The organism is Streptomyces sp. NPDC001348 (assembly GCF_053597535.1).
Window position 1 is genome coordinate 91,520 of the sequence record NZ_JBSFIK010000030.1, and the last position, 24,866, is coordinate 116,385.

General features: G+C 73.8%; 22 protein-coding genes and 1 tRNA gene. 6 read left to right on the forward strand and 17 right to left on the reverse strand.

What is annotated here, in order from left to right; all coding sequences use genetic code 11:
* The 5 genes from ACWC21_RS27850 to ACWC21_RS27870 all read right to left on the reverse strand — a co-directional run.
* Nucleotides 1–4,332, reverse strand: a 4,332-nt coding sequence (locus tag ACWC21_RS27850) for an amino acid adenylation domain-containing protein (protein ID WP_450885583.1), incomplete at its 3' end; no start/stop codon positions are given.
* Nucleotides 4,329–4,691 (reverse strand): phosphopantetheine-binding protein, encoded by a 363-nt coding sequence (locus ACWC21_RS27855; RefSeq protein WP_450885584.1) that lies wholly within the window; start codon nt 4,689–4,691, stop codon nt 4,329–4,331. The genes ACWC21_RS27855 and ACWC21_RS27850, both read right to left, overlap by 4 nt.
* 55 nt (nt 4,692–4,746) lie before the next feature.
* Nucleotides 4,747–5,613 (reverse strand): hypothetical protein, encoded by an 867-nt coding sequence (locus ACWC21_RS27860; RefSeq protein WP_450885585.1) that lies wholly within the window; start codon nt 5,611–5,613, stop codon nt 4,747–4,749.
* 84 nt (nt 5,614–5,697) lie between these two features.
* Nucleotides 5,698–7,011, reverse strand: coding sequence for a tryptophan 2,3-dioxygenase (locus tag ACWC21_RS27865; protein WP_450885586.1), 1,314 nt, complete (start codon nt 7,009–7,011; stop codon nt 5,698–5,700).
* Between the two features lie 347 nt (nt 7,012–7,358).
* A tRNA-Pro gene (locus tag ACWC21_RS27870) sits at nt 7,359–7,432 on the reverse strand.
* Nucleotides 7,433–7,567: 135 nt separating this feature from the next.
* Here ACWC21_RS27870 and ACWC21_RS27875 point away from each other — a divergent pair.
* On the forward strand, nt 7,568–8,275 hold the full coding sequence (locus tag ACWC21_RS27875; RefSeq protein ID WP_450885587.1) for a transketolase: 708 nt from the start codon (nt 7,568–7,570) through the stop codon (nt 8,273–8,275).
* 44 nt (nt 8,276–8,319) lie between these two features.
* Nucleotides 8,320–9,237: a transketolase family protein gene (locus tag ACWC21_RS27880; protein ID WP_450885588.1), complete on the forward strand. Its 918-nt coding sequence runs from the start codon at nt 8,320–8,322 to the stop codon at nt 9,235–9,237.
* A 16-nt stretch (nt 9,238–9,253) separates the two neighbouring features.
* On the opposite strand, the gene ACWC21_RS27885 is transcribed toward ACWC21_RS27880, so the two are convergent.
* From ACWC21_RS27885 to ACWC21_RS27925, 9 genes are all read right to left on the reverse strand, one after another.
* Nucleotides 9,254–9,613: an MmcQ/YjbR family DNA-binding protein gene (locus ACWC21_RS27885; protein ID WP_450885589.1), complete on the reverse strand. Its 360-nt coding sequence runs from the start codon at nt 9,611–9,613 to the stop codon at nt 9,254–9,256.
* An 82-nt stretch (nt 9,614–9,695) separates the two neighbouring features.
* Nucleotides 9,696–10,598 (reverse strand): LysR family transcriptional regulator, encoded by a 903-nt coding sequence (locus tag ACWC21_RS27890; protein ID WP_450885591.1) that lies wholly within the window; start codon nt 10,596–10,598, stop codon nt 9,696–9,698.
* 31 nt (nt 10,599–10,629) lie between these two features.
* On the reverse strand, nt 10,630–11,823 hold the full coding sequence (locus ACWC21_RS27895; protein WP_450885619.1) for a glycine C-acetyltransferase: 1,194 nt from the start codon (nt 11,821–11,823) through the stop codon (nt 10,630–10,632).
* Between the two features lie 47 nt (nt 11,824–11,870).
* Nucleotides 11,871–12,899, reverse strand: coding sequence for an L-threonine 3-dehydrogenase (gene tdh / locus ACWC21_RS27900; RefSeq protein WP_450885592.1), 1,029 nt, complete (start codon nt 12,897–12,899; stop codon nt 11,871–11,873).
* 158 nt (nt 12,900–13,057) lie between these two features.
* The gene (locus ACWC21_RS27905; RefSeq protein WP_450885594.1) at nt 13,058–13,633 is read right to left on the reverse strand and encodes a GAF domain-containing protein; all 576 of its coding nucleotides are present in this window, start codon (nt 13,631–13,633) and stop codon (nt 13,058–13,060) included.
* The gene (locus ACWC21_RS27910; protein ID WP_450885595.1) at nt 13,630–14,247 is read right to left on the reverse strand and encodes a GTP-binding protein; all 618 of its coding nucleotides are present in this window, start codon (nt 14,245–14,247) and stop codon (nt 13,630–13,632) included. The genes ACWC21_RS27905 and ACWC21_RS27910 overlap by 4 nt, the downstream gene beginning before the upstream one ends.
* Nucleotides 14,225–14,596 carry a DUF742 domain-containing protein gene (locus ACWC21_RS27915; protein WP_450885621.1) on the reverse strand — a complete coding sequence of 124 codons (372 nt, stop codon included), beginning with the start codon at nt 14,594–14,596 and terminating at the stop codon, nt 14,225–14,227. The genes ACWC21_RS27910 and ACWC21_RS27915 overlap by 23 nt, the downstream gene beginning before the upstream one ends.
* Before the next feature lie 2 nt (nt 14,597–14,598).
* Entirely contained in the window at nt 14,599–15,033 is a 435-nt protein-coding gene (locus ACWC21_RS27920; protein ID WP_450885597.1) for a roadblock/LC7 domain-containing protein, read from the reverse strand.
* A gap of 218 nt (nt 15,034–15,251) precedes the next feature.
* Nucleotides 15,252–17,363 (reverse strand): ATP-binding protein, encoded by a 2,112-nt coding sequence (locus ACWC21_RS27925; protein ID WP_450885599.1) that lies wholly within the window; start codon nt 17,361–17,363, stop codon nt 15,252–15,254.
* Nucleotides 17,364–17,985: 622 nt separating this feature from the next.
* Here ACWC21_RS27925 and ACWC21_RS27930 point away from each other — a divergent pair.
* Nucleotides 17,986–18,549, forward strand: coding sequence for a CGNR zinc finger domain-containing protein (locus ACWC21_RS27930; RefSeq protein WP_450885600.1), 564 nt, complete (start codon nt 17,986–17,988; stop codon nt 18,547–18,549).
* Nucleotides 18,550–18,628: 79 nt separating this feature from the next.
* A complete protein-coding gene (locus ACWC21_RS27935) occupies nt 18,629–19,141 on the forward strand; it encodes a hypothetical protein (protein ID WP_450885601.1) in 513 nt (170 codons plus the stop codon).
* Between the two features lie 52 nt (nt 19,142–19,193).
* Here ACWC21_RS27935 and ACWC21_RS27940 read toward each other — a convergent pair whose 3' ends face one another.
* Nucleotides 19,194–20,390 (reverse strand): MBL fold metallo-hydrolase, encoded by a 1,197-nt coding sequence (locus ACWC21_RS27940; protein ID WP_450885603.1) that lies wholly within the window; start codon nt 20,388–20,390, stop codon nt 19,194–19,196.
* Nucleotides 20,391–20,552: 162 nt separating this feature from the next.
* On the opposite strand from ACWC21_RS27940, the gene ACWC21_RS27945 reads away from it, so the two are divergent.
* Nucleotides 20,553–21,731 carry a Glu/Leu/Phe/Val dehydrogenase dimerization domain-containing protein gene (locus tag ACWC21_RS27945; RefSeq protein WP_450885605.1) on the forward strand — a complete coding sequence of 393 codons (1,179 nt, stop codon included), beginning with the start codon at nt 20,553–20,555 and terminating at the stop codon, nt 21,729–21,731.
* Nucleotides 21,732–21,786: 55 nt separating this feature from the next.
* Entirely contained in the window at nt 21,787–22,401 is a 615-nt protein-coding gene (locus ACWC21_RS27950) for a TetR/AcrR family transcriptional regulator (protein WP_450885607.1), read from the forward strand.
* 302 nt (nt 22,402–22,703) lie between these two features.
* Here ACWC21_RS27950 and ACWC21_RS27955 read toward each other — a convergent pair whose 3' ends face one another.
* The gene (locus ACWC21_RS27955; RefSeq protein ID WP_450885623.1) at nt 22,704–23,489 is read right to left on the reverse strand and encodes an SGNH/GDSL hydrolase family protein; all 786 of its coding nucleotides are present in this window, start codon (nt 23,487–23,489) and stop codon (nt 22,704–22,706) included.
* Between the two features lie 211 nt (nt 23,490–23,700).
* Nucleotides 23,701–24,603 (reverse strand): M23 family metallopeptidase, encoded by a 903-nt coding sequence (locus ACWC21_RS27960; RefSeq protein WP_450885609.1) that lies wholly within the window; start codon nt 24,601–24,603, stop codon nt 23,701–23,703.
* Nucleotides 24,604–24,866: the final 263 nt, after the last annotated feature.

Here is a 24,866-nt window from a genome sequence, read left to right on the forward strand (position 1 = left end):
GCCGGCGGCGGCGAGTTCCTCGATGGGCTCGGCCACGTTGGGAGTCGCCGGGAGATGGCCGTGGTGCACGGCGAGCACGGTCTTGATGAGTCCGGCGATCCCGGCCGCGGTGTCGCAGTGCCCTATGGACGCCTTGACGGAGCCCACCGCGACGGGCGGGCCGTCCGGGCCGAGCGCCTCGGCCAGCGCCGTGATCTCGATGGCGTCGCCGAGCCGGGTGCCGGTGCCGTGGGCCTCCACATAGCCGAGGTCGGTGCCGCGCAGCCCGGCCGCGTGCAGCGCGTCGCGGATCACCCGGGCCTGACCCTCGATGCCGGGGGCGGAGTAGCCGATGCGGGCGGCGCCGTCGTTGTTCACGGCGCTGCCGCGCAGCACCGCGTAGACGGGGTCCCCGTCCCGTTCGGCGTCGGAGAGCCGGCGGAGCAGGACCGCTCCGGCGCCGAACCCGCCGACGGTGCCCGAGGCCCGCCGGTCGAACGGCCGGCACATCCCGTCGTCGGCGTAGAGGAAGCCGGGCCGGTAGCGGTAGCCGCCGTCGGAGGCCGCGTCGAGCGACACGGCCCCGGCCAGCGCGTAGTCGCTGTCGCCGCTGAGCAGGCTGCGGCAGGCGAGGTGGACCGCGTACAGGCCGGTGGAGCAGGCCGTGTCCAGGAGCAGGGCCTCGCCCCACAGGTCGTGGAGGTAGGCGAAGCGGGAGGCGACGAAGGTGGGGTCGGCGTTGACGACGTCGTCCACCCGGGCCGCGGGGTCGGTGGCGACGACCTTGGCGCACCCGGCGTACAGGCTGGTGCGGGCGGCGATGTCGGACAGCCGGAGCGAGGCGTCCTCCACCGCCGACCACAGCACCTCGTGCAGCAGGCCCTGCTGGGGGTCGCCGCCGCGCAGGTCCTCCTCGCTGAAGCCGAGCAGGCCGGGGTCGTAGGCGGGGCCGCCGGCCGCCATGCCCCAGCGCGCCACCTGCCTTTCGCCTCCGGGCAGTTCGGTGATCAGCGGGCCGGGTCCCTCGGTGAAGCAGTCCCGGCCGGCACGCAGGTTGTCCCAGAACCCGTCCAGGTCGAGGGCACCGGCGAACCGGGCCGCCATGCCCACCACGGCCACCGCTTCGCCGTCGGCGGTCGGGCGTGGCCGGGCCTCGGTGCGCGGGCGTGCCCCGGGCTCCGGCTGCTCGGTGGGGTCCGCGGCGCCGAGCAGCCGGGACTGGGCCCGCACGGTGGTGTGGCGCAGCAGGTCGGCGATGGACGGCTTGGTACCGGTCGCCCGGCGCAGGGCCACCTGGAGCCGGACGAGGAGGAGCGAGTGTCCGCCGACGTCGAAGAAGTTGTCGTCGGGACCGAACGGCCGTCCGCCGAGCACCTCGCTCCAGGCGGCGTGCACCGCACGGCCGGTGTCCGCCGCGCCGGGCGCGGGCGCCGGGGCGGTCAGGGGGGAGCGCTCCCGGGCCGCGGCCGGAGCGGGCAGGGGGGCGGCGTTCCCGGGGGGTTCGGGGCTCTCGGGGTTCTCGGGCTGCGGCAGCCGCTTCCGGTCGATCTTGCCGTTGGCCGTCAGGGGCAGCGCGTCCAGGGCCACGAGGTGGGCGGGGACGGCGAAGGGTGGCAGACAGGCGCGCAGGTGGCCGAGGACCTCGGTCCGGGCGTCGGGCCCGGCGAAGACGGCGTAGGCGACGATCTCCTTCTCGTCCCGGGCGTTGCGGCGGCTGGTGACGAAGGCGGCGGTGACCTGCGGGTGGGCACGCAGCGCGGATTCCACCTCGCCCAGTTCGACGCGCTGGCTGCGGATCTTGATCTGGTTGTCGGCGCGGCCGATGAACTCCAGCCGGCCCTCGGCGGTCCAGCGCACCCGGTCACCGGTGCGGTAGAGCCGGGCATCGGGGTCGGCGGCGAAGGGGTCGGGGCGGAAGCGCTCGGCGGTGCGCTCGGGGTCGCCGAGGTACTCCAGGGCGACGCCGCTGCCGCCGAGCACCAGCTCGCCCGGCACGTAGGCCGGCGCGAGCAGCAAAGGACCGTCGGCTTCGTCGAGGTGGTCGAGGTCGTCGAGGACGACGTACAGGCGGGTGCCGGGCACCGGGTGCCCGATGGGCACCGTCCTGGCACCCTGGGGGATCTCCTCGACGGGGTACCAGGTCGAGGTGAAGGAGTTCTCGGTGGGGCCGTAGCTGTGCAGGAGGGTGCCCGGACGCGCCCAGCGCAGGGCCTTGCGCAGGTGCGGGACGGAGACCAGCTCGCCGCCGAAGTACACCCGGCGCAGCGACTGGAGCAGGTCGGGGGCGTCCTCGATGATGCGGTTCAGCAGCGGGGTGGTGACCAGGAGGGTCGTGACGCCGAGGGCGCGCACGGCGTCCCGCAGGGCCGCCGGGTCGAGGACCAGTTCCTTGTCGAGGACGGCGAGCCGGGCTCCGTGCGTGAGGGCGCCCCAGATCTCGTAGGTGGCGCCGTCGAAGTTGAGCGGTGACAGGTGCGAGAGGGTGTCGTCGGGGCCGAGCGGCAGGAAGTCGGGGCGGTGCATCAGCCGCAGCACGCCGCCGTGGTGCAGGACGACGCCCTTGGGGCGGCCGGTGGAGCCGGAGGTGTAGAGGACGTTGAAGGGGCTGCGCGGCCCGGTGCCGGTGTCCGGCGGGGTGTCCGGCAGTCCGGCGGCGGCGCGCACGAGGCCGGCGGCGGTGCGCACCGGCACGCCGTCGGGGGCACGATCGGCTCCGGAGTCCTCGGTGATCAGCAGCCGGGGGCGGGCGTCGCCGAGGACGAGGTGGAGCTGGGCGTCCGGGTAGGCGGGGTCGAGCGGCAGGTAGGCGGCACCCGCCAGGGCCACCGCGAGCATCAGGGTGACGGTCCGCGCGCCGGGCGCCAGCAGCAGCGCCACCACGTCGCCCTCGCCGACGCCGGCCTCCCGCCGCAGCCAGTGGGCGGCGCGGGCGGCGTCGCGCACCAGGGCGCCGTAGGTGACCTGCCGGTCGCCGTGGACCAGGGCGACGGCGTCGGGGGCGCGCCGCGCCTGCGCGAGGACCAGCGCGGGCACGCTGGACGCCGGCATCGGCTCCGCTGCGGCGTCGGGCGCCGCGGCGGGCGCGTCCGCGAGGGCCGCGACCAGTTCCCGGCAGGTGGCCCCGGGCCGCTCCGCGGCGGCGAGCAGGCCGTCGAGCTGCCGTGCCATCAGCTCCGCCGAGGCGGGGAGGTAGAGCGCGGAGTCGTAGTCGATCCGCAGCACCAGCCGCTCGGGGTGTTCCCGGGCGGCCAGGGCCAGGTCGTACTTGGCCGAGGCGGTGTCCAGCGGGGTGATGTGCACGGTGGCGCCGGGCACCTCCCGCGGTGCGCCGGTGCGGGGCTGGTGCAGGAAGACGGCCGTGTACCGGGGGACGGTCGCCGCGGCCGGTTCGCCGCCGTCGGCGAACGCCTCCATGGTGTCCAGAACCTGCTCGCCCAGGCCCGCGGCGTAGGCGTCGAAGGTCTCGCCGGGTGTCAGGCGGCTGCGCACCGGCAGGACGCGGGTGAACAGACCCACCGCGTCCTCGGTCCCCGGCGCCTCGCGCCCGGCGAACGGCATGCCGAGGACGCCGTCCCGCTCCCCCGACCAGGCGTGCAGCAACAGGGTCCAGGCGGCGAGCAGGACCGTGGCCGGCGTGACGCCGTCCCGGACGGCGATCCGCCGCAGGGCGGCGAGCCGGTCCCCGGACAGCGTCCGCTCGGCCCAGGCCGCCGCGCCGCGCAGCCGGTCGTCGGCGCGGACCAGGTCGGGCAGCGGAGCGAAGGCGACGGGCTCCTCCGCCAGCAGGTTCTCCCAGTACCCGGCGGCCTCGCCGGACGGGGCCGGTGCGGCCGAGGCCGCCGGGACGGGCCGTGCCGCGGGCGGCTCCTGGCCGGCGTGCCGGGCTCGGTAGGCCGTCAGCAGATCGTCGGCGAGGACGTCCAGGGTCCGTCCGTCGGCGACGATGTGGTGCACCGTCAGGACCAGGACCGCGCCGTCGTCGTAGTGCAGGGCGTCGGCACGCAGCAGTGGTGCCGTCTCCGGGTCGAGGGGGCGCTGCGCGGCCTCGACGGCCTCGCGGCGCGCGGCGTCCGTGTCCGCGGAGCCGGCGCACCGGACGCTGCCGAGTGGCACGGCCGCGGCGGGCTCGGGCACGAACCGCAGCTCGCCCTCGTCGGCGTCGAACCGGCCCGCGAGCACCGGGTGGCGCACGAGGAGGTCGGCCAGGGCCTGCCGCAGCACGGCCGGGTCGAGGGCGCCCTCGAAGCGGAGCGCCACGGGCACGTTGTAGCGGCCGGACTCGGGCTCGCAGCGGTCGGCGAGCCATATCTCGGTCTGGGCGGCCGAGACCGGCGGGTGGTGGTCGGTGCTCACGCCCCGGCCTCCCCGGACCCGGCGGTGGCGTCCGCGGCGGGCGCGGCGAGTGCGGCGGCCAGCCCGCGCACGGTGGGGTTGCGCAGCAGGAGCCGCACCGGGAGCCGGCGACCGAGGGCGGCGCCGATCCGGCGCACGACCTGGACAGCGCCCATGGAGTGTCCGCCGACCTGGAAGAAGTGGTCCTCGTCGGTGAACTCGTCGTGGCCCAGGGCCTCGGCCCAGGCGTGGTGCACCAGTGCGGTGAGTTCTTCGGTGGTGAGCTCGTCGGTGGCGAGTTCGTCGGTGGCGAGTTCGTCGGTGGCGAGTTCGTCGGTGGTGAGTTCGTCGGTGCCGTGCACCGCTGCTTCTGTCGCCATAACGGCAGTCGTGTCCTTCGGTGGTCGTGGGCGGGGCCGTGCTGCGGGGGGCGGGCTACCCTTCCGGGACGAGGTCGCGGTAGGTCTCGTCCACGGCGTCCCACAGCCTCGGGAACAGACTCCGGTCGGCCATGGCCTGCACCCCCGCCGTGGAATGTCCGCGCAGGCTCTTGGGCAGGTCCTCGCGGACCGGTGGCTCCTGGCGGGACCGTCCGACGGCCTCGGCCGGCACCGGCACGGCGGCTTCCGGGTGGCCGCCCAGCTGTGTGCGGACCATGCGCAGGTGGTAGTGCTTCCAGCCGGCGACGGATCCGTCCAGGCGCAGCAGCGCCTGCCGGACCAGGGCCAGACCGGGCGTCCGGTCGCCGTCCTCGGGCGGTTCGAGACGGCCCTGCGCGGCGACGAGGGCCCGCGGGTGGAGGCCGGCCCGGTCGACGGCGGACTCCATCTCCCGGTACAGCGCGGTGGCCGCGCGGCGCAGGTTGCGGGCGCCGGGCGAGTCCAGTCCCGTGGTGTTCTCCGGGAAGGTCTCGCGCATCGTCAGCAGGCTCTCCTGGGGCAGGTGGTCCAGCAGGACGCGCACCGCGTGCACCGTGATCTCGCCCAGGTCGGCGGCGCGTTCCAGGAGCTGCGCGGCGAGCAGGTCGTCGTCGGCCCGAAGCGCGTCCGCGGCCCGCCGCATCTCGTAGTGCATGGCGCACCAGGCGTACTCGGTGATCAGGTGGACCGTCTGGAACAGCCGCTGGTCGGGGTGGACCAGCGTGTCCTCCGGGAGCAGCGCGGACAGGGCCTGGGTCAGCCGGGTGTCCTGCTCGTAGTTGCTGCCGCGGTCGTACTCGTATCGGAAGAGCGGGTCGTTCTCATCGGGGTTCATCACCCGACGGGCCGGTCCGGGCCGCCCGGTCTGGGCACGCTTGCTCATGGTGGTGGACGCCTCCGGAAAAGGTGGGGCTCCGTCGAGGAGCGGAGAGGGCGGGACGGGCGCGGTCAGCCGACCGGGGCGCGGTCAGCCGACCAGGGCGCTGTCGCGGTCGGCGGCGGGGAAGAGGCGGTTGCCCAGCACCGCGGCGAGGTACGGCACGCCCTGGGTGTAGCCGGTGCCGCTGCGCTCGCCGAGCATCCGCACGGCCAGCCGGTAGTGCGTCTGCTTCCACCGCTGGTGCACCGCCTCCAGCCGCGTGACGGCCGCGCCGAGCGCCGCGTCCGCCTCCGACGCCGGCGGGTACATGGCCGCGAGTTCGCGCCAGCTGCCCGCGACGGTGCGCCGTCCGCGCAGGATGCCGGCGCGCACGGCGGGTACGGAGGTGAAGGCCGGGGAGTCGAGGCGGGCGGTGGCAGGGGTGGAGCACAGTGACTCGAAGGTCTTGTAGCCCTCGGACTGGATGGCGCTGGCGCCCTCGGTGAAGTCGCGGAAGGTGCGGAACACCTCCGGCCGCATGGTGGCCAGCAGCGAGAACAGCGGCAGGGACTCCTTCAGGACGCCGGCGGCCGCGTCGACCAGGGCGGCGGCCTCCTCGGGCCGCTTCTCGTCGAGACACCGTACGGCCGTGGCGAGCGAGGCGGACATGAAGGAGAACGTCGTCTCGAAGGACTGCAGGGTGCGCAGGAACAGGTACTCGTCGTGCAGCACGTACACCGGCTGCATGCTGGCGGCGAGCGTCAACTCGTCGTGGGCCGTGGCGGCGCGCAGCACGGCGCGGGCCAGCGGGCCGCCGGGGGTACGGCCGGGCACGGCCGCGACCGCGGCGGGGTCGACGGTGCCGGGGGCCAGCACGCGCAGCGCCGCCGGCTCCATGACGCGCACGGCGAGCCGGACCCGCTTCGCCACCAGCTCGGCCTGCGGCGGGTTGCCGCGCGGGTCGGCGGGGTCGGCGCCCAGCGACCGCCGCTCGAAGCGCACCAGGTCGGCGAGGAGGAGCAGAAGCAGCTCGTCACGGACCCGGCGGGCCGTCTCCCAGGGGCCGGACACCGGCCGGGCGAGCAGGGGCAGGGCCGTGTAGCTGGGGTAGTCGTAACGGTCGTCGTGCTTGTCCAGGACGACGTCGAGGAAGGTGCGCAGGAACCGGGCCGACGGCACCGTCCCGGCGACCGGTACCGCGTCCTGCGGGACGGCGGGCAGGGTGTCCCGGATCGTGGCCAGGCGGTCGAGCAGCTCGACGGGGAGGAAGTGCTTGCCGACGGCGCGCAGGTGGCCGAGGAGGGTGGCGTAGGGGAAGGCGTACGGATCGGCGGTGTGCTGCCAGGCGTCGAGCGCGCGGACCGTGCCGGCGGGCGAGTGGGCCGGCGCCGGGGTCGCGGTGACGACGGGCGCGGCGTTCATCGTCCGGTCCCGTCGTCGGGGGCGGGCCATCGGCGGACGGACGCCGGGAGGGAAGCGTGAGCGGGCATGGGCGGGCCCCTCTCTCGGGAAGACTGGAAGGCGGGCGGAGACCGGCGGGGCCGCTTCGACGGGCCTGGCCGTGATCTCCGCTGCGACACCGATCCTCCGCTCGGCACCGCCCCCGGGACAGTCACCGATTCCCGGTCACGAACCCCCGGTCACGCGATCACGTGATAGCCGGGAGCGGCCGGCGCATGAGTCCACGCGGGCGAGGAGAAGGGGGGAAAAACAGAAAGAGGCCGTTTGAAAAACGGCCTCTCACCTGAAATGTTCGATCTTTCGAACAGTCGGGACGACAGGATTTGAACCTGCGACCCCTTGACCCCCAGTCAAGTGCGCTACCAAGCTGCGCCACGTCCCGATGCTCGTTGACCTGGGAATTCCCCGGCCGAAACGCGCATGGAAACCATACCGCACTCGGGTCGGTGGTCGCGCACTCCTTTGTCCGGGATCCATGGCTTGACCTCAAGTTTGGTTCAGGTTGCACGATCGTCCCATGACGATCACCGAGGAAGAGCGGCGCACGTACGCCTACGCGGACCTGCCGGAACTGATGAGCCTGATGACCGGCGACGAGAAACACGGACCGGCGGCGACCTCGACGCTGGACGTGCTGTGGGTGCTGTACGACCGGGTGCTGCGGGTCACGCCCGAGCGGATGGCGGATCCGGCCCGGGACCGGTTCCTGCTGAGCAAGGGGCACGGGCCGATGGCGTACTACGCCGTGCTGGCCGCGAAGGGCTTCCTGCCGGTGAAGTGGCTGCCGGGCTTCGGCGGTTACGACTCGCCCCTCGGTCATCACCCCGACCGGGTGCTGGTGCCGGGCGCCGAGATCGGCAGCGGGTCGCTGGGCCACGGGCTGCCGATCGCCGTGGGCACGGCGCTGGGCCTGCGCGCCCAGGGGCTCGACGAGCCGCGGGTGTGGGCGTTGATCGGGGACGCCGAACTGGACGAAGGCAGCAATCACGAGGCGATCGCCTTCGCCGGATCCACCGGCCTGGACCGGTTGCACACGGTCGTCGTCGACAACTCCTCCGCCAGTTACGCCCGGCCCGGCGGTATCGCCGCGCGCTTCGAGGCGGCCGGCTGGTCCGCCGTGACCGTGGACGGACGCGACCACGAGGCGCTGCACGCCGCGTTCACCGCGTCCCGTCCCGGCCGCCCGCACGTGGTCGTGGCCCGTGTCGAGCCGAAGTACGCCTGAACATCCGAAGCATCTGCCGCCTACCCCAGAAGGGCCTGCCCTCCATGGACACCATGCGTGACCGTTTCGCACCCGTCGTCTCCCGGCTGCTCGACGAGGACCCGCGGGTCGCGGTCGTCCTCGCCGACATCGGCGTGGACGCCTTCGCGCAGGCGTCGCGCCGGCATCCGGACCGGGTGATCAATGTCGGCATCCGCGAACAGCTCCTGGTGGGGGCCGCGGCGGGGCTGGCGCTCACCGGACTGCGGCCGGTCGTGCACACCTTCGCCAGTTTTCTCATCGAGCGGCCGTTCGAGCAGGTCAAGCTGGACCTCGGATACCAGGACGCCGGGGCGGTGCTGGTGAGCGCGGCGGCCTCCTTCGACTGGCCGGCCGGCGGGTACACGCACATGGCGCCCGGCGACGTGGCGCTGCTCGACACCCTGGACGGCTGGACCGTGCACGTCCCCGGCCACCCCGACGAGGCGGAGGCGCTGTTGCGGCACGCGGTCGCCGCCGGCGACGACAAGGTCTACGTCCGCCTGTCCGTGCAGGCCAACCGGCGGGGGCTCGCCGTCGACGGAGAGCGGTTCGTCACCGTCCGCGAGGGCCGTGCGGGCGTGGTGGTCGCGGTCGGGCCGATGCTGGACGCCGTGCTCGCCGCCACGGAGGGCATGGACGTGACCGTCCTGTACGCGACGACCGTACGGCCCTTCGACACGGCCGCGCTGCGTCGCGCCACCGAGGCGGCCGGCGCCGACGTGGTCCTCGTGGAGCCGTATCTCGCCGGCACGTCGACGGCCGCCGCGAACGACGCCCTGTCCGATCTGCCGCACCGGGTGCTGGGTCTCGGTGTGGGCCGACGTGAGCTGCGCCGGTACGGCACGCTCGAGGAGCACGTCGCCGCGCACGGGCTGGACGCGCCGGGCCTGCGGAAGCGGATCGGGAGCTTCCTCGGGGCCGCCGCGGCGACGCGGGGATGAGGCGGGGCCACCCCGGTCACTCCCCGGCCGGCCGTCCCAGTTCCGGGTGGGCCTCCAGCAGCCGGGGCGGGGCCGCCTGGCGCCAGGAGTCGGCCAGGATGTCGTGCAGTTCGCCCTCGTCCTCCAGGGCGGCGAGCCGGGCGCGGACCCAGGCGAACTGTGCCTCGTGACCGGCGATCCAGAACTTCTCCGGCTCGGCCAGCACGAGTTCGTCGCGTTCCTCCTTGGGGCAGCGCACGGCCATGGAGGACTCGTCCTCGGGCAGCGTGGCGAACATCTTCCCGGCCACCCGGAAGGTGGGCATGCTCCAGGCGGTCTTCTCCGTGGTGTCCGGCAGGGACAGGGCGATACGTCGTACGTCTTCGGCGTCCGGCATGCCCCGCACCGTAACCCCCGCCACTGACAGTCGGCCCCGGAGCAGCCGTCGGGCGCCCGCCGGACACGGGGTCAGGGAACCCTCACGTCCGCGCCGCCTCCCCCAGCGCCCGCAGCACCGGCCGGATCAGCGGGTGCTCCTCGGCCCCCCGCCGCACGGCGGCGAAGACGCGCCGGGTGGGGGCCACACCGTCGACGGGACGGACGACCACGCCCGTCAGGTCCATGCCGCGCAGGGCCGAGCGCGGGACGAGGGCCACGCCGACGTCGGCCGCGGCCAGCGCGACGACCGCGCGGAAGTCGTCGGAGGAGTGCTCGAGACGGGGCTGGAAGCCGGCGCTCTCGCAGGCCAGGACGACCACGTCGTGGCAGGGATTGCCGGGGTACGGGCCGATCCACGGGTCCTTGGCCAGGTCCGCGAGGGGCACCTCGGCGGTCCCGGCCAGCCGGTGGGTGACCGGGACGACGGCGTCGAACGGCTCGGCGTACAGCGGGACGTGGGTCAGCCGGGGGTCGTCGGCGGGCGGCGCCCCGCGGTACTCGACGGCGACCGCCACGTCCACCTGCCGGTCGAGGACCATGGGCAGGCTGGCGTCGCCCTCGGCGTCCTGGACGCGGATGCGGATGCCGGGCGCCGAGGAGGCGAGGCGGGCCACGGCCGGCGCCACGACCTCGGCGATGCCGGTCGCGAAGGCGGCCACGGTGACCGTGCCGGCCTCCCCCGAGCCGTAGGCGGCCAGCTCGGCCTCCGCGCGCTCCAGCTGGGCGAGGACCGCGTTGGTGTGACCGAGCAGGATCTCCCCGGCCGGGGTCAGCCGTACGCCCTTCGCACCGCGCTCGACCAGACGGTGGCCGGTCTCCTGCTCCAGGGCGGCCAGCTGCTGGGAGACCGCGGAGGGGGTGAGGTAGAGCGCGGCGGCCGCCGCCGTGACCGTGCGGTGGTCGGCCACCGCGCGGAGGATGTGCAGCCGCCGTGCTTCGATCATGCGGTCCAGTATCGCAAGGAAACCGCGCTGGTCAGGCCGCGAGCTCCGCCCGCGCCGCCACGAACGCGTCGACCGCGCGGTGCACGTCCTCGGTGGAGTGCGCGGCGGACAGCTGGACGCGGATACGGGCCTGGCCCTGCGGGACCACCGGGTAGGAGAACCCGATCACGTACACCCCGCGTGCGAGGAGCAGTTCGGCCATGCGGCCCGCCTTCGCCGCGTCGCCGATCATCACCGGCGCGATGGCGTGGTCGCCGGGCAGGACGTCGAAGCCCTCCTCGGTCATCCGGCGGCGGAACAGCGCGGTGTTCTCGTTCAGCCGGACCCGCAGGTCGTCGGCCGACTCCAGCAGGTCGAGCACCTTCAGCGAGGCCGCCGCGATCACCGGGGCGAGGGTGTTGGAGAACAGGTACGGCCGGGAGCGCTGGCGCAGCAGGGCGACGATCTCGGCGCGGGCGGCGACGTAGCCGCCGGAGGCGCCGCCGAGCGCCTTGCCGAGGGTGCCCGTGACGATGTCGACGCGGTCCATGACGCCGTGCAGTTCGGGCGTGCCCCGGCCGGTCGGGCCGACGAAGCCGACCGCGTGCGAGTCGTCCACCATGACCATCGCGTCGTAGCGGTCGGCGAGGTCGCAGATCTCCGCCAGCGGCGCGACGTAGCCGTCCATGGAGAACACGCCGTCGGTGACGATCAGCCGGCGCCGGGCGTCGGCCGCGTCCTTGAGCTTCGCCTCCAGGTCGCCGAGGTCGCGGTTGGCGTAGCGGAGGCGGCGGGCCTTGGACAGGCGGATGCCGTCGATGATGGAGGCGTGGTTGAGGGCGTCCGAGATCACCGCGTCCTGCGTGTCGAGGAGGGTCTCGAAGACACCGCCGTTGGCGTCGAAGCAGGAGGAGTACAGGATGGTGTCCTCCTGGCCGAGGAAGGCGGACAGCCGCGCCTCCAGTTCCTTGTGCACCTCCTGGGTGCCGCAGATGAACCGCACGGAGGCCATGCCGTAGCCCCAGCGGTCCAGGGCGGCGTGGGCGGCGGCGACGACCTCGGGGTGGTCGGCGAGGCCGAGGTAGTTGTTGGCGCAGAAGTTGAGGACTTCGCCGGGGCGGCCGCCGGCGGTGACGTTCACGGTCGCGGACTGCGGGGTGCCGATCACACGTTCGGGCTTGTGCAGGCCGGCGGCGCGGATCTCGTCGAGGGTGGCGCGCAGGTCGTCGCGCACGGAGTCGAACACGGGGAAGCTCCTGGGGGTGCTCGCGGAGGGGGCGTACGGAGAGGAGGTCACGCGGTCCAGTCGAGGATGACCTTCCCGCCGCGGCCGCTCGCCGCGTCGACGAACGCCGCCTCGAAGTCCCGGTGGTCGTACCGGCCGGTGATCACGGGCGCGAGGTCGAGGCCGCCTTCCAGCAGCACCGACATCGCGTACCAGGTCTCGAACATCTCCCGGCCGTAGATGCCCTTGATGGTGATCATCTTGGTGACGATCCGGGCCCAGTCGACCGGGAACTCCTCGGCGGGCAGGCCGAGCATGGCGATCCGGCCGCCGTGCGTCATGTTGGCGATCATGTCGCGCAGGGCCTCGGGGCGGCCGGACATCTCCAGGCCGACGTCGAAGCCTTCGCGCAGGCCCAGTTCCCGCTGGCCGTCGGCGATGGTGGCGCCGGAGACGTTCAGGGCGAGCGTCGCGCCGGTCTTGCGGGCCAGGTCGAGCCGTTCCTCGCTGACGTCGGTGATCACCACGTTGCGGGCGCCCGCGTGCCGGGCGACGGCGGCGGCCATCAGGCCGATCGGGCCGGCGCCGGTGATCAGCACGTCCTCGCCGACCAGCGGGAAGGACAGCGCGGTGTGCACGGCGTTGCCGAACGGGTCGAAGATCGCGGCGACGTCGAGGTCGACGGGCACGCGGTGCACCCAGACGTTGGCGGCGGGCAGGACCACGTACTCGGCGAACGCCCCGTCGCGGCCGACGCCGAGACCGACGGTGGCCCGGCACAGATGACGGCGCCCGGCGAGGCAGTTGCGGCACTTGCCGCACACCAGGTGGCCCTCGCCGCTGACCCGGTCGCCGATCCGGATGTCGGTGACGTCCCGGCCGGTGTCCACCACCTGGCCGACGAACTCGTGCCCGATCACGAGCGGGGTGCTGATCGCCTGCTGCGCCCAGCCGTCCCAGGACCGGATGTGCAGATCGGTGCCGCAGATCCCGGTCCGCTGGACCTTGATCAGCACGTCACCCGGCCCGACGGCGGGCTCGGGCACGTCCGTGAGCCACAGCCCGGGCTCCGCCTTCTCCTTGACCAGCGCCTTCAACGCTACGGCTCCTGTGTGTGCGGTCCCGGTCCGCGGGCGTGCCAGAGGCACCCGCGTCCGGGGAGAGGAGTGGATTCGCACAGCAATCTGCCGTACGACGGAGACCGGGTCCATCGAGGATTTCTTAAGCGGCGCCACAGCTCCGCTTCACATGAGCGTCACAGCGGAAGTCCGTCGTCCGCGCGCCGCTCGAGTCGTACGGCGAGTTCCGCGGCCCGCGCCTTGATGGCCTCCAGGCCCGCCTTCCCCCACGGGCGGGGGGTGACGTCGGCGACGCACACCGTACCCAGCGCCATCCCGGTGCTGTCGATGAGCGGCGCGCCGAGGTAGGCGTGGATGCCGTACTCGTCCACGACCGGATTGCACGCGAACCGCGGGTAGTCGCGGACGTCCTCCAGGACCAGTGCCTTGCGGCGCACCACCACATGGGGGCAGAACCCGTGCTCGCGCGGCAGCCGGCGGCCGGCGTCGGGCCGGGTGCCGTCGGCCTTCGGGCGCGGCCCGGCGGCCGGCGTGCGCAGCCCCGCGAAGAACTGTCCTTCCTCGCCTATGAAGTTGACCATCGCGTACGGCGCGTCGGCGAGCTCCGCGAGGTGCGCCGCGAAGGCGTCGAGGCCGGGCTCGGGACGCTCCCCCAGGCCGAGCCGGTCCAGCCGCCGGACGCGGGCGGGGGCCTCCCTGTCCTCCGGGGTCAGCAGCAGCCCCCTGACCGGGCGCGGCGGGTCGTAGCTCATGACCTGGCTCCCGGGGACATGGGGGCGCCGTGGCCGGGCACGCGCGCGGGGGCGTGGGCGATGAGATGGCGTACGAGGGTGAGCAGGGTCTGGACGCCGGAGGAGGAGATACGGGCGTCGCAGCGGACGACCGGGATCCGGGGGTCGAGGTCGATGGCGGCGCGCACCTCCTCGGGGTCGTAGCGGTGGGACCCGTCGAACTCGTTGACGGCGACGACGAAGCCGAGCCCGCGCTCCTCGAAGAAGTCGACCGCCGCGAAGCACTGCTCCAGTCGGCGGGTGTCGGCCAGGACGACGGCGCCGAGCGCCCCCTCGGACAGCTCGTCCCACATGAACCAGAACCGCTCCTGCCCGGGCGTGCCGAACAGGTACAGCACGTGCTGCGGGTCCAGGGTGATGCGGCCGAAGTCCATCGCCACCGTGGTCTCGACCTTGTTCTCGATGCCGTGGAGGTCGTCGGTCGCGGCGCTGACCGTGGTGAGCAGTTCCTCCGTGCTGAGCGGCGCGATCTCGCTCACCGCGCCCACGAAGGTGGTCTTGCCCACCCCGAACCCGCCGGCCACCAGGATCTTCAGCGCGGTGGGGAACGGGTCAGAGCTGTCGTCGTAGTCCATCGAGCACTGCCTCCAGAAGGGACCGGTCAGTGGGGTTGTGGTGGAAGGCGGGGGGCTTGGTGGTGAGCGCCCCGCAGTCGACGAGGTCGGAGAGCAGCACCTTGGTGACCGCCGCCGGGAGCCCCAGGTGCGCGGCGACCTCGGCGACCGGAACGGGCGCCCGGCACAGCTCCAGTGCCTGGGCGTGCTCGGGACCGAGGTAGCCGAGGGGGGTGGCTCCGGTGGCCATCACCTGCGACATCAGGTCGAGCGCGACGGTGGGCCGGGTACGGCCGTTGCTGACCGTGAAGGGGCGCACCAGCCGTCCGGCCGCGTCGTCGAGCCAGGGCCCGTCGCCGGCCGCGACCACGCTCAAGGCCTCGTCGCCGAGGGGTCGGCGGAGTGCCGGCGGGGCGCTGTCACCAGGTAGGGGCGGACGCTTTTGACCAGCATGGCCATCTCGTAGCCGAGCACGGCCGCGTCGGCCTCGCGGCCGGCCAGCACGGCGAGGCAGCTGCCGGAGCCCGCGGTGGTGACGAACAGCAGGGCCGAGTCGAGTTCGACGACGACCTGCCGGACCTCTCCCCCGTCACCGAACCGGACGCCCGCGCTGCGGCCGAGCGAGTACAGGCCGGAGGCGAGGGCGGCCATGTGGTCGGCGCTGTCGGGGTCGAGGCCGTGGACGGACCGCACGAGCCCGTCGCAGGACAGCAGCACCGCGCTGGTGGTGTGCGGTACGCGTTGGACGAGGCCGCTCAACAGCCAGTCGAGGTCGGATACCTGGGCGGTCGGCGCATCGCTCGCCATGGTGGATCGACTCCTTGAAGGACGAAGGTCTGGGGGATGTCTTGCGGATCAGGTCGGCATCGGCCGACGGTGCCTGGATTGCCGCGCCGGGCGGGGACGACGGGGGTGCCCCCGCGCGAGGCTGTTCGAGCGTGGGGGAGCGTGCGGCTGCAAGGCGGAGGAGGGCGACCACGCGGTGGGGTCCCCCGCTCGAGCGAAGTCGAGACTGCGGGGGGAGGTCATCCGGCCGGTGCGCTCCCGTCGGGCCGGAGACCGGTGTGGGTGCCGGGGGTGTGCGGGTGTGCCTGGGCCAGGAAGGAGACCGGCTCGGTACGGTCCGTCCCCGCCTGCCCCGCGTGGGCTTCGGCCTCCTCCAGGTGCTGCTGCGCCTCCGCCAGGCCGATCCCCCGCTGGAAGGCCGCCATCAGGCCGGGGTCGTGTCCTGCGAGGGTGTCGCCGTCCTGGCGGGGGGCCGGGCCGCCCCGCAGCTGGGGTGCGATGTGTTCCTGGGCGCGGCGCCGGGGGAGCTGGGGCTTCCCCATGGTGCCGCGCACCGTGCCGCCGCCGCGCGGGGCGGGGGACGCGCCCGCGTTCTCCGCGACGGTGCGTCGCTCGTCGGGCCGGATGCCGGGGGTGGCCCGCGCGGGCGTGGGCCGCGTCTCGTGGGCGCCGCGCACCGGCAGGGGTCCCGGTGCGTCGTCGTCCGTCCGGGCCGGTCCGCGGTGCGCGTGCCGTCCGGGACCGGCCGGATGCGCCGCGGCGCTGTCCTGGCGGCCGGGCTGCCGGACGGCACCGGGTCGGGGTCCGCCCCAGGACGCCCGGCCCGCCGATGTGTCCGGGGGGCCGGGCCTGGGCGGCTGCGGGGCGACCGGCGCGGGCGGGGGCACCGGGATCTGCCCCGTGGCCGCGTGTTCCGTGGCCGCGTGGCCCGTGGCCGCGTGGCCCGTGGCCGCGTGGCCCGTGGCCGCGTGTCCCGTGGCCGCGTGTCCCGTGCCCGCGTGGCCCGTGGCCGCGTGTCCCGTGCCCGCGTGGCCCGTGGCCGCGTGTTCCGTGCCCGCGTGGCCCGTGGCCGCGTGTTCCGTGCCCGCGTGGCCCGTGGCCGCGTGTTCCGTGCCCGCGTGGCCTGGGCCCGGCGTCTCGTCCGGCGCCGGGCCCAGGAGTTCCTGCGGCACGACGAGTACGGCCTGCACGCCCCCGTAGATGTTCGTCTGCAGCCGGACGGTGATGCCGTGCCGCCGGGCGAGCTGCGAGACCACGTAGAGGCCGATGCGCCCGTCGGCGAGCAGGCTGGCGACGTTGACCTGGTCGGGGTCGGCCAGCAGGGCGTTCATCCTGGTCTGCTCCTCCACCGGCATGCCGAGGCCGCGGTCCTCCACCTCCACGGCCAGGCCCGAGGTGACGAGGTTGGCGCGGAGCAGCACCTGGGTGTTCGGGGCGGAGAACAGCGTGGCGTTCTCGACGAGTTCGGCCAGCAGGTGGATGACGTCGGCGACGGCGTGGCCGCGCAGCCGGCCGTCGACGGGCGGGACCAGCCGGATCCGTGCGTACTGCTCGACCTCGGCGATGGCCGAGCGCAGCACCTCGGTCATGGAGACCGGGTGGCTCCACTGCCGCCGGGAGACGGCGCCGCCGAGCACGGCGAGGTTCTCGGCGTGCCGCCGGATGCGGGTGGCGAGGTGATCGACGTGGAAGAGGCCCTTGAGCAGGTCGGGGTCCTCGATCTCGCTCTCCAGCTCGTCGAGGATGGAGATCTCCCGGTGCACCAGGGACTGCAGCCGCCGGGCCAGGCTGACGAAGACCTCGAGCTTCTGTTCGCTGCCCGCCTGGGTGGAGAGCTGGGCCGCCTGGACGACGGCGGTGACGGCGCCGTCGTGGGCGCGGGCGAGGTCGGCGGCGAGCAGTTCGAGGTCGTCGGCGTCCTTCGGGGGTCCGGCGCGCGTCCCCCGCGGGGGCGGGTTCTCGCCGCGTCGCAGCGCCTCGACCAGGGTCCGCAGTTCGGCCTCGCCGCGGGCGGCGCCGCGGCGCAGTGCACCGACCCGGTCGCTCACCGAACGGGCGGTGCGGTCGGCGGCGACGGCGGCGATCAGGATGCCGGCGACGGTCACCGAGACCGCTACGGCGAGCACGGCCCACAGGGTCGGGCCGGGGCGGACTCCGGCGGAGCGCACGGTGACCAGGACGGCCGCGCTGGCGCTGAGGGCGACCGCGACGGGCGGCAGCACCGCGAGGCGCAGGAGCTGCGGCCGTATGGGGGTCTCGGGCAGTGCGGGAACGGGGCGGGCGACCGGCCGCCCGTGCCGGCCGCCCTCACGGCGGTCGGCACGCGCGGCCGGTGCGCGGAGGTGAGACATGGGTGTCCTCGTACTGGTCCTCGTACTGGTCCGTCGGGGCCGTTGCGGCCCTGCGTCGTGCGACGGACACTCACCGTAGTCGCCTCGGCATAACGCGCGGTGGCCAGTTGACAAAGTCCCCCGGAGATGGTCCCGCTCTGGTATGAGCTCTCGTACGACAGACCGATAACCCTCCCGGATCGTCCGGGTCTCCTCGGCGGCGCGAGTCGAACGCGGCGGCGTCGGGACTCCCGGCGGAAGCCCAGGGGCATCCCGTGGTGCGGAGCGTGCCCTGTCGGCTCGCCCGCACCGGGCCACCTGCCGCGTCACCGGTTCGAACGGTTACGCCACCGCGGCATGCACACCGATCACCCGCCAGGCGACGGAACTTGACGACAACTGAAAGGAATAGTCACCATCTTGACTGGTGATGAATATGCCCCCCTTCCGGCGACAGCCGAACAGCACTGCGCCATCCGCCAGTTCCGGCGCGGAGGTTGACCGTGAAGTCCGACGCGGGCCGGCGCCGGATCGCCGCCATCGCGGGCGAGCGGCTCAAGCGGGTCGTCGTACGTGACCCTCAGTCCGCGACCAGGCGCCGAGCGACCTTGCACGCCAGATCGTCACCTGTCAGGATGGTGATGTGAACCTCGATCATGTCTTCGTATGCGGAAACCCGGCCCTGGACTTCGCCGCGACGCTCCGGGCCCGCCGTTCGGTGTGCTTCGAGATGTTCGCGACACCCGACCGGCTGGACGCCTGGTACCTGGAATCCGGCATCGTGGACGCCCTCTTCCCCGCCGGGCAGCCCGACGTCGAGCAGGCCAGGGCCGTCCGGGAAGCCATCTACCGGCTGGTCACAGCACGCCGCCTCGAAGAGGACTTCGACGAAGAGGCGCTGGCGGTGGTGAACGCCGCGGCCCGCGAACCCGCCGCGGCGCCGCAGCTCACCCCGTCCGGACGGTGGACCGAGGCGACGCCGGCGGAGGCCCTGTCCGCCGTCGCACGGCAGGCCGTCGAGCTGCTGAGCGGCCCGGACGTACCCCTGCTCAAGGAGTGCGGCAACCCGGAGTGCACCCGCATCTACATCGACCGCTCCCGGGGCATGCGACGACAGTGGTGCGGCATGGAGTCCTGCGGCAACAAGATCAAGGCAGCCGCGTACCGCGCCCGCAAGAAGAACGCCGACACGGTGCACGCCCACTGAGGACTCGCAGACATCGCCGTCGGATGAACGGCCTGGATACCATGCGCAACGTCATCCACCGCGTAGGGAGTGAACGGTTGTGTCCAGCCCATCAGCCGCCACGCTCCGGTTGCGTTACATCGAACAGGCCGCGTCGGACCTGGAGGCGAATCGCCGTCGGCAACAGGAGCTGACCGAGCAGATCAGGATGTTGAAACAGGAGGAAGCCCTCCTGGTCGACATCCTCGCCCTCGCGGAACGCCACGAGGCGTCCACGGACACACCACCGCCGACGGAGCAGGCACGGGAGCCGCAGTCAGCGGCCACCGGTGCCCGGCCCGGCAAGGGCACCCTGAAGACGCGGGAGACCCTCGCGCGGGGGAAGTCGCCTCAGCCTCTGCTCGGTGACCTCCTCACGGACCTGCTGGGCACGTACGCCGAGCCGCGGCCGGCGAAGGAACTGCGCGACGAACTGATGGAGAAGCATCCGGACCGGACGCCTTCGCCGCAGGTCGTGCGCAACACCCTGGAGTCACTCGTGGCGAAGGGCCGCATCCGGCGCCACAAGCGGAAGCGGTCGGTGACGTACTCGCTCGTCAAGCCTGCCCGGTAGAAGAAAGAAGCCGGGCGCGGACCGCCACCCCTGGTCAACGGTCGCCGTCCGGTCAGCCCTCTCCCACCAGGTCGAGGTCGTCGGGCGACGCCGCCGGAGTGATCGCCGGAGCGATCTCCGGGACGGGCCACTCGCGGTTCAGCGGCAAGGACACGTCCCGCCACCAGGGGCGCGTGGGGAGGTCACCCGCGGGCTCGAAGGGCCGGCCCGGAACGGGGACCGCGACCGCCTGCCCCACCGCACCGCCCGCGGCCAGCGACCACTCCCCCGGCTCGGCCCAGGGATGCACCGAGAGGTTGAAGGTGCCCCAGTGGATCGGCAGCATCACCCCGGCGGCTCGACCGCCCTGCAGGTCGAGGTGGGCGCGCATGCCCTCCTCGGGTGTCATGTGTATGTCCGGCCAGAAGTCGCTGTAGGCGCCGATCTGGATCATCGTGGCGTCGAACGGGCCGTGGTCGGCTCCGATGTCCCGGAAGCCGTCGAAGTACCCGGTGTCACCGCTGTGGTAGATCCGGTGCTCGGCCCCGGCGACGGTCCAGGAGGCCCAGAGGGTGTGCTGGGTGTTGCGCAGGCCGCGGCCGCAGAAATGGCGGGCGGGGGTGGCGGTCAGCGTGAGGCCGCCGACCTTGGCCGCCTCGTGCCAGTCCAGCTCCCGCAGCCGGCCCTCGGACACGCCCCACTGTTCGAGGTGGGCGCCGACCCCGAGCGGTACGGCGAAGAGGGTGTCCGTCCCGGCCAGTGCCTTGATCGTGGGCATGTCCAGGTGGTCGTAGTGGTCGTGGGAGATGACCACGACGTCGACCGGGCCGAGCGCGGCCAGGGGCAGCGGCACCGGGTGCAGCCGCCGGGGTCCGGCGAACGGGAACGGGGAGCAGCGCTCGCCCCAGACGGGGTCGAACAGCACGCGCTGCCCGTCGATCTCCGCGAGCACGCTGGAATGCCCGGTCCAGGTCAGCCTGAGGCCGGTGGCGGGCGGCCGGCTGAGGTCGGCGACGGTGGTGGGATGCACCGGGACCGTGCCCTGCGGTGAGCGCCGGGGGCGGGTGTCCTTGTCGAAGAAGACCTTCGCGAAGTCCAGGGCGGAGCCGGAGGGCCGGGTCCGGGCGGGGCCTCCGGGGTTCTGGAAGACTCCGTCCTTGAAGTGGGGGGATCTGCGGATGCGCGCGAGACGCTCACCGCCGGGATCCGCGCCGAAGGCCGCCGGCCGCAGCGCGCGGAGCCCGGAGCTCAGGGAACCCAATCCGGTCACGGTACCTCCAGGTGGAGTCGACGAGGTCATCCATTATGGTCGGCCGCCCCGGCGACCGGGGGCGGCCGGGGTCCGGTCACGCTTGCCCGCCCGCCGGAGCCCCGATAGCGTCGGACCCTTCCCCCTTACTGACCACACGTTCAGTAGCCTTGAGGAGCCCGCATGACGACCCCCCTGATGTCGCTGGTCTGGACCGACCACGTCACCGGACGCCAGGGGTTCCTGGTCGTCGACCGGCTGGTGCGGGGCGTGGCCAGCGGGGGCCTGCGGATGCGTCCCGGCTGCACCCTTCAGGAAGTGACCGGGCTCGCGCGCGGCATGACGATGAAGGAGGCCCTGCACTACGACCCCGGGAGCCGGTACGTGCCGCTGGGCGGCGCCAAGGGCGGCATCGACTGCGATCCCCGGGACCCGGGGGCGTACGGCCTGCTGGTGCGCTACCTGCGCGCGATGCGGCCGTACATCGAGAGCTGCTGGACCACCGGTGAGGACCTCGGTCTCACGCAGGACCTGGTCGACCGGGCGGCGGCCGAGGCGGGGCTGGTGTCGTCCGTCCAGGCCGTGTACCCGCTGCTCGACGACGAGGCGGCGGCCCGGCGGCGGCTGGCGGAGGCCTTCGCCGTCGAGGTGGACGGCATCGGCCTGGACGAACTGGCCGGCGGCTGCGGGGTGGCCGAGTCGGTGCTCGCCGCCCTGGACCGGGCCGGGGTGCCCCGCGCGGGGACACGGGTGGCGGTCCAGGGGCTGGGCACCATGGGCGGGGCCACCGCGCGTTTCCTCGCCCGCGCGGGGCTGCGGATCGTGGCCGTAGCGGACATCAAGGGGACGATCGCCAACCCGGCCGGTCTGGACGTCGAGGCGCTGCTCGCCGCGCGGGACGCCTACGGCACCGTGGACCGCGCCGTCCTGCGGCCCGGCGACCGCGAACTGCCCGGCGGGGCCTGGCTGTCCGCCGAGGCGGAGGTGCTGGTCCCGGCAGCGGTGTCGTACGCGATCGACGCGGCCGGCCAGGACCGGATCACCGCACGCTGGATCGTCGAGGCGGCCAACATGCCGGTGCTGCCGGAGGCGGAGCAGGCACTGTCCGCGCGCGGGGTGACCGTGCTGCCGGACGTGGTGGTCAACTCCGGTACGAACGCCTGGTGGTGGTGGACGCTGTTCGGGGACGTCGGCCCGGACGCGGAGGAGGCCTTCGCCCACATCCGGCGCTCGATGCGCGCCCTGGTCGATCTGATGCTGGCGCGCGCGGAGGCCGACGGGACGACTCCCCGGGCCGCCGCGCACGCCATCGCGGCCGACCGGCTGCCGGTGATCACGGAACGCTTCGGGTGGTACCGCTGACCGGACGGCCGGACCGTGTCGTTGCGGTGCCCGGGAGACCGATTAGGGTGACCGCGTGGCGAGAGTGCGGTTGAGCGTGGCGGAACGGCGGGAGGAACTGCTGCGGGCCGCCGTCGAGCAGATCGAGGCGCGGGGCGTGGCGGCGGTGCGGATCGCCGACGTGGCCTCGGCACTCGGGGTGAGCAACGCGCTGGTGCTCTACCACTTCTCGACGAAGGAGAAGCTGGTCGCCGCCGCCTTCACGCACGCGGCCGAGGGCGATCTGGCGCATCTGCGGGGGCTGCTGGGGCGCCGTACGTCCGCGCTGCGCCGGCTGCGGGCCGCGGTGCGCTGGTACGCGCCCACCGGTCAGGCCAAGGGCTGGCGGCTGTGGATCGAAGGCTGGGCGGTGGCGCTGCGCGAGCCCGCCCTGCGGGAGGTCACCCGGGATCTCGACCGGCAGTGGAAGGCGGCGATCGCCCAGGTCATCACTGAGGGCGTCGAGGCGGGAGAGTTCGTCTGCGCGGACCCCGCCGCCGCGGCCCTGCGTCTGACGGCCCTGCTCGACGGCCTCGCCGTCCAGTTGACCTCCTACGCGGGCGCGGTGTCCCGGTCCCGGGCCCAGGACTGGGTGGACGAGGCACTGGCCCGCGAACTCGGCGTGGACCGGGCCGCGCTGACCCGGCGTTAGGACCTGTCCGGCGGATCATGCCGCAGACGCGGGGTTTGGCACGCCCTCCCCCACTCTCGGCTGCGCTCGAGCGGGTGGTGCCCCCACCGGCGTTGTCGTCGGTTGCCGACTCCCCCACTCTCGGCTGCGCTCGAGCGGGGGGGACCCCCATCGCGTCGACGCCCTCCTCCGCCTTGCAGCCGGACGCACCAAACCCCGCTCACCAGCGCCGATGAGGCACCGCCCGTTTCCTGCGACCTGATCCGCCGGACAGGCCCTGGCGCTCCGGGCGGGGCGACCGCGGGCCCCGCCCGGAGCCCCGGTCAGGCCACCGCGGCGATGCGCATCCTGATGTCCTCCGGGGACAGCGCGCCCTTGGCCGTCACATGGTCGCCGGAGGACTCGCCGCGCAGGCGGCGGCCGATCCACGGGACCAGGTACTCGCGGGCCCAGTGCACGTCGTCGCGGCGGATGTCGAGGGTGCCCCGGACCGGGAGCGGGGGCCAGGGCTGCTCCGGGTCGGCCGGGACCTCGAGGCCGAGGACCTGGCCCGCGCGCAGCGCCACGCGGGTGTGCCCCTCGGGTGAGAGGTGCAGCCGGTCGTGGTCCCAGGCCCGCCGGTCCTGCACCGCCCGCAGGGACCACAGGTCCAGGACGGGACAGCCGTACCGGTCGGCGATGGCCCGGACATGGCCGTTGTACGTGGCGATCTTGCCGCGCAGATGCTTGAGCACGGGCACGCCACGTGTGTCGAAGCCGGTCGTCACCATGACCGTGCCGGCGACGGATGCGAGCTGTGCCACCGCTAGCTCGAAGCGCTCGGCCACTTCGTCGGGATCGGTGCCGGGGCGGAGGATGTCGTTGCCGCCCGCGCAGAAGGACACGAGGTCCGGGGCGAGTTCGACGGCTCGCGGGAGCTGGTCCGCCACGATCTGGTCGAGCAGCCTGCCCCGCACCGCGAGGTTCGCGTACCTGAAGTCGCCCTCGGGCCGCCGGTCCGCGAGCAGCACCGCGAACCGGTCGGCCCAGCCGACGAACGCCCCGTCGGGGCCAGGGTCGCCCACGCCCTCGGTGAAGCTGTCCCCCACCGCCACGTACGACCCGATCACTGATCTGTTGTCACTCTTCGAATCGTCTGCCACGTCGGACCATGATTCACCTTCCGATGTGACCTACGCGACCGTAATAAAGGCTTGACGGACGGTGAGATAACCCACTTTCCCGACATGCGCCAGACGGGAATACGCCATCGTGGGACGCACCGAAGGCCGGACCCGGGGATCAGGGGTCCGGCCTTCGGCGGCCTGAGCGGCCCGCGCATCAGGCGACGGCGACGCCGTGCGAGCGGAGGTAGCCGACCGGGTCCACGTCCGAGCCGTAGTTCGGGGTGGTGCGGATCTCGAAGTGCAGGTGCGGGCCGGTCACGTTGCCGGTCGCGCCGGAGAGACCGAGCTGCTGCCCCACCGTCACGGTCTGGCCGGCCGAGACGGAGAGGGAGGACAGGTGGCCGTACTGCGCGTAGTGGCCGTCGGCGAGCCTGATCACGACCTGGTTGCCGTAGGCGCCGCCCCAGCCGGCGGAGACGACCGTGCCCGCCCCCACGGCCTTGACCGGGGTGCCGGTCGGGACGACGAAGTCGACGCCCGTGTGGTAGCCGCTGGACCACATGCCGCCCGGCACGTGGTAACCGGTGCCCATGGTGGCGCCGACGACCGGGAGGGTGAAGCCGGTGGAGGCGGTCGAGGCCGCGGGGGAAGGCGTCTTCGAGCGGGTCGCGGAACGGGGCGTGGACTGCGAGGCGGAGGGCCGGGTGGACGTGGCGGACTCGGTGCCGGTGCGCGCGGCCCGCTCGCCGATGCTCAGCTTCAGACCAGGGTGGATCAGGGAGGGATCACTGCCGACGGCCTCGCGGTTGTCCGCGTAGAGCCGGTGCCATCCGCCGCTCACGTTCTGCTCGTCGGCGATCTTCGAAAGGTAGTCACCGGCCCGCACCGTGTAGGTGTGCACGCCCGAACGGGGCGCGGAGTTCTCCTGCCGGGCCACCGGCACGGTCCGGGCGGTCTGCTCCGCGGCGGACTCCTTGGCGGTGGCCGCCGTGGCGGCATGGGCGCCACCGGCTCCCATGAGGGGCAGGGCCAGCGCGGCGCCGCCGGTTCCGGCGACGGCGAGCGAGCGGGTGAGACGCCGGTTCTTGGGACGGCGGTGCTTACCCTTCGCGGGCATGGCGAGTTCCTCTCCGGCGCCTGCGAGGTGAGCTGTCGGGTTCGGGCTGGAGCTGCCCGGCCGCGCGCGGGGCGCGGCTTCACCCCCAGGGGGTGTCTTGCGGATCATGCCGGGGTCGCGGGGCCTGGCACGCACTCCCCCACTCTCGACTTCGCTCGAGCGGGAGGGGCCCCCACCGGCGTTGTCGTCGGTTGCCGACTCCCCCACTCTCGGCTGCGCTCGAGCGGGGGGACCCCCATCGCGTCGACGCCCTCCTCCGCCTT